The organism is Parvibaculum sp. (genome assembly GCF_049671045.1).
Lineage (GTDB): Bacteria > Pseudomonadota > Alphaproteobacteria > Parvibaculales > Parvibaculaceae > Parvibaculum.
The window spans coordinates 1-8,572 of record NZ_JBATUH010000078.1 but is presented as its reverse complement, the minus strand read 5'-3'; the positions used below and the strand labels follow the sequence as shown (position 1 = coordinate 8,572).

General features: G+C 65.8%; 8 protein-coding genes and 1 pseudogene. 6 read left to right on the top strand and 3 right to left on the bottom strand.

What is annotated here, in order from left to right; genetic code table 11:
• From WBG82_RS09375 to WBG82_RS09350, 6 genes and pseudogenes are all read left to right on the top strand, one after another.
• Window positions 1–336, top strand: a pseudogene (locus WBG82_RS09375) (P-type conjugative transfer protein TrbL); the annotation flags it as partial.
• 18 nt (window positions 337–354) lie between these two features.
• Window positions 355–1,059, top strand: coding sequence for a conjugal transfer protein TrbF (gene trbF, locus WBG82_RS09370; protein ID WP_003056121.1), 705 nt, complete (start codon window positions 355–357; stop codon window positions 1,057–1,059).
• Window positions 1,056–2,048: a P-type conjugative transfer protein TrbG gene (trbG, locus tag WBG82_RS09365; protein ID WP_049098409.1), complete on the top strand. Its 993-nt coding sequence runs from the start codon at window positions 1,056–1,058 to the stop codon at window positions 2,046–2,048. Before trbF ends, trbG begins: the two co-directional genes overlap by 4 nt.
• A gap of 1 nt (window position 2,049) precedes the next feature.
• Entirely contained in the window at window positions 2,050–3,324 is a 1,275-nt protein-coding gene (locus tag WBG82_RS09360; protein WP_077021916.1) for a TrbI/VirB10 family protein, read from the top strand.
• The gene (locus WBG82_RS09355) at window positions 3,321–3,566 is read left to right on the top strand and encodes a DUF2274 domain-containing protein (protein ID WP_049097614.1); all 246 of its coding nucleotides are present in this window, start codon (window positions 3,321–3,323) and stop codon (window positions 3,564–3,566) included. Before WBG82_RS09360 ends, WBG82_RS09355 begins: the two co-directional genes overlap by 4 nt.
• Before the next feature lie 943 nt (window positions 3,567–4,509).
• Entirely contained in the window at window positions 4,510–5,256 is a 747-nt protein-coding gene (locus WBG82_RS09350; RefSeq protein WP_424424117.1) for a cell wall hydrolase, read from the top strand.
• Window positions 5,257–5,334: 78 nt separating this feature from the next.
• Here the strand turns inward: WBG82_RS09350 and WBG82_RS09345 are convergent, their stop codons facing one another.
• The 3 genes from WBG82_RS09345 to WBG82_RS09335 form a co-directional block, all read right to left on the bottom strand.
• Entirely contained in the window at window positions 5,335–6,159 is an 825-nt protein-coding gene (locus WBG82_RS09345) for an SDR family oxidoreductase (RefSeq protein ID WP_424424115.1), read from the bottom strand.
• A 183-nt stretch (window positions 6,160–6,342) separates the two neighbouring features.
• Window positions 6,343–7,212, bottom strand: coding sequence for a carboxylating nicotinate-nucleotide diphosphorylase (gene nadC / locus WBG82_RS09340; protein ID WP_424424113.1), 870 nt, complete (start codon window positions 7,210–7,212; stop codon window positions 6,343–6,345).
• Window positions 7,209–8,572 (bottom strand): L-aspartate oxidase (locus tag WBG82_RS09335; protein ID WP_424424111.1); only part of this gene is annotated, 1,364 nt, incomplete at its 5' end. The genes WBG82_RS09335 and nadC, both read right to left, overlap by 4 nt.

Here is an 8,572-nt window from a genome sequence, read left to right as displayed (position 1 = left end):
GGCCTGAAGGGTGCCGCCGCCGGCGTGGGCAATGTTGCCAAGACCGGCGCGCAGGCGGCCGGGCAGAAAGTCGCCGATGGGGCGCGGTCGATGAAGGAACGCATGGCGGCGGCCTTTCGGCCCGATGACGCCGGATCGGCGTCGGGGGGCGGCGCCGCACAGGCCGCAAGCGAGGCTCCCGCCACAGCCCCATCCACCGAGCAACCCGCCTGGGCCAAGCGCCTGCACCGCAGGCAGCAACTCACCCATGCCGCGACGACCGCCGCCCACACGCTGCGCGGCGGCGATGGCGGCAGCTCCAGCCAAGGCCCGAGCCTGCGCGATTCCGATTCCTGATCTTCAAGGAGAACTCCCATGCGATTCAAACGACCGCAGGTGCGCTACGCCGATACGCCACAGCCTGCTACTCCGTATCAATCCGCCGCCCAGGTTTGGGACGAGCGCATCGGCTCGGCCCGCGTGCAGGCCAGAAACTGGCGTTTCATGGCCTTTGGCTGCCTCACGCTGGCCGTGCTGATGGCGGGCGGCCTAGTCTGGCGCTCGGCGCAGTCCATCGTCACGCCCTACGTCATTGAGGTGGACAACGCGGGCCAGGTGCGCGCTGTCGGCGAGGCCGCCACGCCCTACAAGCCCAGCGATGCGCAGATCGCCTACCACCTGGGCCGCTTCATCGGCCTGGTGCGCTCGCTGTCCATCGACCCCATCGTGGTGCGGCAGAACTGGCTCGATGCCTACGACTACACGACCGACAAAGGCGCGGTCGTGCTCAACGAGTACGCCCGCACGAATGACCCGTTCGCGCGCATCGGCAAGGAGTCGGTGACGGTGCAGATCACCAGCGTGACCCGCGCCAGCGACACGTCTTTCAACGTGCGCTGGACGGAAACGCGCTTCGTCAATGGCGCGCTGGATCGCACCGAACGCTGGAACGCGGTGATTTCCACGGTGCTGCAAACCCCGCGCACCGAGCAGCGTCTGCGCAAGAACCCCTTGGGCATCTACGTCAACGGGCTGTCGTGGAGCCGTGAACTGGAAGCGAACGAAGGAGCAAAACCATGAATGATCTTTTCCGTAAATCCGTCCTGCCGGTAATTCTGTTTGTCCTGGCGGGCTGCGCCACGCAGGGCAAGCCGCCGCCCGTTATCTCGCTCGATGAAACCGTGCAGGCCCAGCCGCTGCCGGAACCACCCGCGCCGGTGGAAGTGGTCAAAGTGCCCGAGCCGCTGGCGCTGCCGGCGCAGTTGAAGCCAATGCCCGAGGCAGAAGACGCCAAGCCCGCGCCGGAACCGACCGACGAGAAGGTGCGCGTCTCGCGGGCCAATACGGAGGCCCGCGTTGCGCCCACGCGCGAGGGCTACGTCAACGCGATTCAGGTGTGGCCTTTCACGGATGGCGCGCTGTATCAGGTCTATGCGGCCGTGGGCCGCGTAACCGTGATCGCGCTCCAGCCGGGCGAGGAACTGGTGACGGTGGCCGCCGGCGATACCGTGCGCTGGATCGTCGGAGACACATCGAGCGGCAGCGGCGATGCGTTGCGGGTCAATGTGATGGTGAAGCCGATCCGCTCGGGCCTGAAGACCAATCTGGTCATCACGACCAGTCGGCGCACTTACCTGCTGGAACTGACCTCGACCGAGAAGACGTGGATGGCATCGGTGTCCTGGGAGTACCCGAAGGACAAGATGCTGGCCTTGCAGCGCCAGGCGCAGGCGGCGAGTGCCGCTGCGCCAGTCGATGCCGGGCTGTCGCTGGAGAAGATCCGCTTTCGCTACGCCGTCAGCGGCAGCAATCCGCCGTGGAAGCCGCTGCGCGCCTTCGATGACGGCGAGAAGGTCTATATCCAGTTTCCCGCTGGCATCGCGCAAGGCGAGCTGCCGCCGCTGTTCGTCATCGGCGCGCAGGGCGATGGGCAACTGGTGAACTACCGCTTCCGCTCGCCGTACTACATCGTGGATCGCCTGTTCGGCGCGGCCGAACTGCGCCTGGGAGGCGACAAGGGCGACGTGGTGCGGATCGAGCGCACGGACGGCGTGGCGCGGAGGAACTGACATGAGCCAGGACGACACTCCAGACCATGCCGCGCCACAGGCGGGCAAGGTGGCGCCCGAGGCGGTTGCGCTGCGCGCCCAGCCGCGCCCGGTCACGCGGCTGAACCGGCGCACGCTGGCCATGCTTACCGGCGGCCTGTCGGTCGCTGTGCTCGGGGCTACGATCTGGTCATTGCAGCCGCATCGACGCGGCGCGGGCGAGCAGACCGAGCTTTACAACGTCGATCGCGTCTCGAAGTCCGAAGGGCTGGATGGCCTGCCGACCGACTACTCGAAGCTGCCGCCGAAGGTGCCAGAGCTGGGGCCGCCGCTGCCGGGCGATCTTGGCCCGGCCATCGTGAAGTCGCAGCAGCCGGTGACGCCAACCTATGCGCCGCCGGGGCACGACCCGGAGGATGCGCGACGCAAAGAAGCGGATGCGGCGGCGGCTTCGTCAGTGTTCTTCCGCTCGGATGGCCAAGGCCAGAGCGCCGCCACCGTGGCGCAGGCCGCGCCGGGTGCGCCTGGCGGCGCAAGCACGCTCGCGGCCTTCGACCATCTCGCCGCCGGGCCGGCCTCGACGGCGGCCCAGCCTGCCGACCCGACCACCATGCAGAACCGGCAAGACCAGAAAGAGGCGTTCCTGAAAGGCGGTTCTACGGAAACCCGCAATTCCGGCAATTTGGCGCTGCCAGCATCGCCGTATCAGGTAATGGCCGGAACGGTGATCGCCGGTGCGCTGGTGACAGGCATCAAGTCCGACTTGCCGGGCGACGTGATCGCCACGGTGACGGAGCCGGTCTACGACACGGCGACGGGCAAGTTCCTGTTGATCCCGCAGGGCTCGCGCATCCTGGGCAAATACAACAGCCAGGTGAGCTACGGGCAGAGTCGCGTGCAGGTAGTGTGGAACCGGGTCATCCTGCCGGACACGTCCTCGCTGAAGCTCGACAACCTTGCGGGCACTGACCCGGCCGGATATTCCGGCCTTGAAGATGGCGTCGATTGGCATTGGGATCGGGTCTTTGCTGGCGCGGCGCTGACGACGCTGCTGGGCGTAGGCGCCGAGCTGGCCGCGCCGGAGAACCGGCAGGGCGGCAACCGCATCGTGATCGCCGGGCGCGACAGCGCGCAGGACAGCATCAATCAGGTCGGTCAGGAGATGACCCGGCGCAACATGAACATCCAGCCGACGCTGACCGAGCGGCCGGGCCTGCCGGTGAGGATCATCGTCAACCGCGATCTGGTGTTGCGACCGTACCAACCGATGTTCTTCCAGCGGGGGGCAATGCAATGAGCACGACCAAGAAGCTGCGGCTTGGGCCGCTGCCAAAACTGGAGTCCACGAAGCTGACCTTTGCGTGCCCGGCCAGCCTGAAAGCCGACCTCGACCGCTATGCCGCGCTACACGCGCAGACCTACGGCGAAGCAGTCGATGCGACAACACTCATCCCGCACATGCTGGAGGCATTCATGGCGGGAGATCGTGGATTCAGGAAGGACACGGCAACATGGAGCGCGCCATCGAAGCCGACGTGATGGCGTCGCTCACACCCTGCGGCATTCATCGAACGCGCAGCCTTGGAGCTGCGCGTTCTTCATTCTGGATGCCACCAATCCACTGGACTATGATGGTGAAACAAGCCCGCCGCCCCTCGGCAATCCAGCACGATCAGGTGCGATCCGGCTTTCTCTCCCGACGCTCCTATGTGGCTCCTAGCCAATCAAGCCGCAGTCCTGCGACGCGGCCCCAAAAAGAGCTAACCTACTGTCCCATATACGGTTTCAATCCTTGCGTGCTTTGCACGAAAGACTTGACACCAGAACTTTTTTGTCCGCGGCTCGCCCTTCATGCCCGGCGATATGTGGGGTAATGGGGTGTCGTGGTCTGGCTTTCCGTGATGTAAATCAGTACACGGATTTATAATTAAAATCCGCGTCACGAGTAAATAAGTCGTACACAGAATATATATGGTGTAGGCGTTGCGGCGCTTCCGTCTCGCGCGGGGCTTCCCCTCCTGCAAAATTTTCGCCGCGCGAACAAGCCTTGACAGCATTGAATTATTTCGCCTTGAGCTTGCCCAATTTTCGCCATTGTTGAGCACGGTTGAAATTGAATCAGCCTGCGTATCAATGCGCGCATGTGGCGAAAGGGCGCGATAAGACGAAAAATAATCGCGTAAAATCAGCGTTACTCCCATTTTTTCCGCCGAAAAAATGGCGGTATGCCAATGACATAGAAGATTCGCTCGTTTATGCGTCAACGAATGGGTTGTGGGCCCCAAAACCATGTGTTAATCGGACCATCCTTGTTAAGTGTGTGAATGCCCAGGTGTCGGGATGGCATCGGGCTCTGGCACGTACTGGCGGCGCTGTCCGCAGTGCCTCGGAAACGGGTTCCTCCTGAAAGGGGGCCTGCAAACCGCTGAAGCGGGATGCTCCGGGGACTGATTGAACAACAAAGCGGTCGGATTGGAGAACGATGCGTAAACTTCTCGAGTGGCTCGATTTGGGCCACACCCTCTCGGGCGCGATACATGTGACAGCGGGCGTGTGCTGCCTCGCTGTCGTATCGGGCGCGCTGCTTGGAAGCTTCACATCCACGGAAGCGGCGCTGCCGGGAGCGCCCGAAGCGCAGGTGGCGAAGGCGGAAGCGCCGAAGGTCAACCGCGAGAGCATCATTCTTTCGAGCGTGGAGGAGCGCGACGCGGCGGTCGTCATTCCCGCGGTCTTCCGTCAGTCGGACACGTCGCTCGTCCACAGCGCCGTCGCCATCAGCAAGCCGCGCATACAGATCAATCTCAAGGACCTCGAAAAGGAACGCCGCTGCCTCACCGAGGGCGTCTATTTCGAAGCGCGCGGCGAAAGCGTGGTCGGCCAGCTCGCCGTTGCCGATGTCATCCTCAATCGCGTCATGTCGGGCCAGTATCCGTCGAGCATTTGCGGCGTTGTCTTCCAGGGGCAGAAGGCGAAACAGTGCCAGTTCTCATTCGCCTGCAATGGCGATATGGACAAGCCGCGCGATCCCGTCGCCTGGCGCAAGGCGCAGCGCATCGCGCATTACGTTCTCTCGGGCAAGGTGCGAAACAGCATCGTCGGTCCGGCGACCTTCTATCACGCGACTTATGTGAGCCCGACATGGGCGCGCTACATGGTCGAGGTGGCGAAGATCGGCCAGCACATCTTCTACCGCCCGGCCGATCCGATGGATAATTCCGACCCGTCCTGATCCATCCGGGTACGGAAATGAAAATGGCGGAGCCGAGGCCCCGCCATTCGTGTTTGCAGACGGGCGTCTGCGCCTTTCCTACTCCGCCTTTCTGGCTGCTTCCGCTTCCTGCAGCATGCGGGCTATGGGCCCCGTCGTCGCGATCTGTTCGCGGACGATCTCGGGCATGTTGCCGGCCGCCTTGTCGAGTTCGGCAAGTTCCGGCGGGACATACCAGTGCAGCTTGTCCGAGCCATAGGCTTCCCAGACGGCCTTCGCCACCTCGACCGGCGGAATGGCGCGGAACATGCCTTCCTTCGGCGCGTTCTCGACCGCGCCCGGCGGCAGGATCGGCGTGTCGATGAGGCCGGGCAGGACGTCGGCCGCGCGCACGCCGAAGCGACGAAATTCGATCGAGAGCGCCTCCGTCAGGCCCTTCACGGCGTGCTTCGTCGCCGAATAGACGGCGATGCCCGGCATGCCATAGGTCGCCGAGGAGGACGAGGTGGTGAAGCAGAGCGAGTTCGGCGTCGCCTTCAGAAGCCCGATGGCGGAATGAATGCCGTTGAGCACGCCGATGAAATTGACATGGACGACCTTCAGGACGTCCTCGAAGGGCTGCTCGTCGAAGAAGCCGCCCGCGCCGATGCCGGCATTGTTGTAGAGAATGTCCATCTTGCCGCCCGTCGCGGCGCCGAATTCGGCCACGGTCTTCTCGAAGTCGCGCTTGTCGGTGACATCGAGGCGGCGGACGATGCAGTTCTCCGCGCCGAGTTCGGCCTCCAGCGACTTGAGCCCATCCAGGTTCTGGTCATAGCCGCCGACGAACCAGCCCTTGCCGTGGAAAAGGCGCGCCGTTTCGCGGCCCATGCCCGATGCGGCGCCCGTGATGAAGATGGACTTACGTCCATTCGAGCTTCCCATAATGCCTCCCGAGGTCTGTGATTATTTTGCTGGACCGCATTCTAGTCGGATCGGCCCGCGCAAGGCGAAGGGAAAGACGCGGCGAAAAGGGGGCTCCGGGCGGCAGGGCCGCCAGGGGGGAGGGGAAGGGTGCGCGATAGCGCTCCAGCGGGCTTTCCGGTCGGCTGGGAAGGCTTGGCGGGATCAGGCGACCGTCAGCGTCTCGAAATCGAGCCCGAGATCGAGGCAGCGGGCCGAATGGGTGATGGCGCCCGACGACATGAGATCGACGCCCGTCTCGGCGATGGCGGCCGCGCCCTCGATCGTGATGCGCCCCGAGGCCTCGGTCACGGCGCGGCCGGCGACGAGGCCGACGGCGCGAATGAGCGTTTCGGGCGGCATGTTGTCGAGAAGCACAAGCTCGGCGCCCGCCGCCAGCGCTTCTTCGAGCTGCGTGAGCGTATCGACCTCGACCTCGATCTTCACCATATGGCCGATATGGGCCCTGGCCTGTGCCACGGCCTGTGTGATGCCGCCTGCGACCGCGATGTGATTATCCTTGATGAGGACGGCGTCATCGAGCCCGAAGCGGTGATTGGTACCGCCGCCGGCGCGCACGGCGTATTTCTCGAGCGCGCGGAGCCCCGGCGTCGTCTTGCGGGTGCAGCAGACGCGCGTATGCGTATGGGCGATGGCGCGGGCGATGGCGTTGGTCGCCGTCGCCACGCCGGACAGGTGCCCGAGGAAATTGAGGGCGACGCGCTCGCCGGTGAGGATCGGGCGGGCAGGGCCCTCGATCGCGGCGACGACATCGCCCGGCGCGACATCCGAGCCGTCCGGCTTGCAGATCGCGATCTTGAGCGAGGGGTCCATGAGCCGGAAGGCCATGCGCGCGCAATCGAGCCCCGCGATCCGGCCATGCTCGCGCGCGCGAATGACGACGCGCGCCTCCGCGCTTGCGGGGATGGTGGCATTGGTGGTGATGTCGCCGGCCCGGCCGAGGTCTTCGGCAAGAGCGGCCTTCACCGCCTGCTCGATGAGAAAGCCGGGCAGCGGCTCGAGATTGGGGATCATGCGCAGGAACCGGTCTTGGCTGTGGCGTCGTCGATGGCGGCGGAAATGGCCTCCGCTTCGGCAAGCGTGGTGAAGGTGCGATGCCGCCAAGCCTCGCGCGGCTCGGGAAAATCGCTGCGGAAATGCCCGCCCCGGCTTTCCTCGCGGGCAAGGGCCGAGGCGGCGATGAGGCGCGCCGTCGTCGTCATGTTGACGAGAAGGCTCCGAGCGCCCGCCGCCCGCTCGATGCGGGCGAGTTCCTCAAGCGCGCGGATGAGGCCGTCGCGATGCCGGATGACGCCGACATGGGCGCTCATGAGCTGGCGAAGCTGCGTGACGAGAAGCGTCGGGCTCGGCAGATCGGCCGAGAGGGCGGGCGTGGCCAAAGGTCCGTCCACGGATGGAAGCGTGCGCCCGTCTATATCGGCCGCGATGCGCGCGCCATATACGATGGCTTCGAGAAGGGAGTTGGAGGCGAGCCTGTTCGCGCCATGAGCGCCCGTGCAGGACACCTCGCCGCAGGCCCAAAGGCCCTCGAGGCTCGTGCGGCCCGTCGCATCCACCTTGATGCCGCCCATATGGTAATGCGCGGCCGGCGCGACGGGGATCGGATCGCGCACCGGGTCGATGCCAGAGCCGATGCAGTTCTCGTAAACGGTCGGAAAAGCCTCGGGCAGGCGCGCGCCGATGGCGCCGCGCGTGTCGAGATAGACGGTGCGGCCGGCCGCGATCTCGCGGAAGATGGCGCGGGCGACGACATCGCGCGGCGCAAGCTCGGCGTCGGCGTGAACGGCGGGCATGAAGCGGCGGCCGGCGGCGTCGATGAGGATCGCGCCTTCGCCGCGCAGCGCTTCCGTGACGAGGGGGGCCGGATCGCGCGTGCCCGCAATGGCCGTCGGGTGGAACTGCACGAATTCGGGATCGGCGATGATGGCGCCCGCGCGGGCGGCGATGGCGACGCCCTGTCCGCGCGCCTGGGGCGGATTCGTCGTGACCGCATAAAGCTGCCCGGCGCCGCCGCTGGCGAGAACCGTCGCGCGCGCGCGGACGAGGATCGAGGCGCCCGTTTCGGTGTGGCGCGCATGGACGCCCGCGACGCGCCCGTCCCTCATCGCCAGCTCATAGGCGGAATAATTTTCGATGACGCGGATCGACGGGCAGGCGCGCACCGCCGCGACGAGCGCTTCCATGATCGCCCTGCCGGCGCGGTCGCCGCGCACATGCACGATGCGGCGGTGGCTGTGCGCCGCCTCGCGGCCGACGGCGAGATGGCCCTCGAGGTCGCGGTCGAAAGGAACGCCAAGGCGAAGGAGATCGTCGATGCGGGCCGGCGCCTCGCGCGCCATGGAGAGCGCGACCGCCTCGTCGACGATGCCCGCGC

Coding starts and splice junctions, on each gene's coding strand:
- trbG (WP_049098409.1), top strand. CDS start 1,056: ATGAATGATCTTTTCCGTAAATCCGTCCTGCCGGTAATTCTGTTTGTC.
- trbF (WP_003056121.1), top strand. CDS start 355: ATGCGATTCAAACGACCGCAGGTGCGCTACGCCGATACGCCACAGCCT.
- WBG82_RS09350 (WP_424424117.1), top strand. CDS start 4,510: ATGCGTAAACTTCTCGAGTGGCTCGATTTGGGCCACACCCTCTCGGGC.
- nadC (WP_424424113.1), bottom strand. CDS start 7,212: ATGATCCCCAATCTCGAGCCGCTGCCCGGCTTTCTCATCGAGCAGGCG.
- WBG82_RS09345 (WP_424424115.1), bottom strand. CDS start 6,159: ATGGGAAGCTCGAATGGACGTAAGTCCATCTTCATCACGGGCGCCGCA.
- WBG82_RS09360 (WP_077021916.1), top strand. CDS start 2,050: ATGAGCCAGGACGACACTCCAGACCATGCCGCGCCACAGGCGGGCAAG.
- WBG82_RS09355 (WP_049097614.1), top strand. CDS start 3,321: ATGAGCACGACCAAGAAGCTGCGGCTTGGGCCGCTGCCAAAACTGGAG.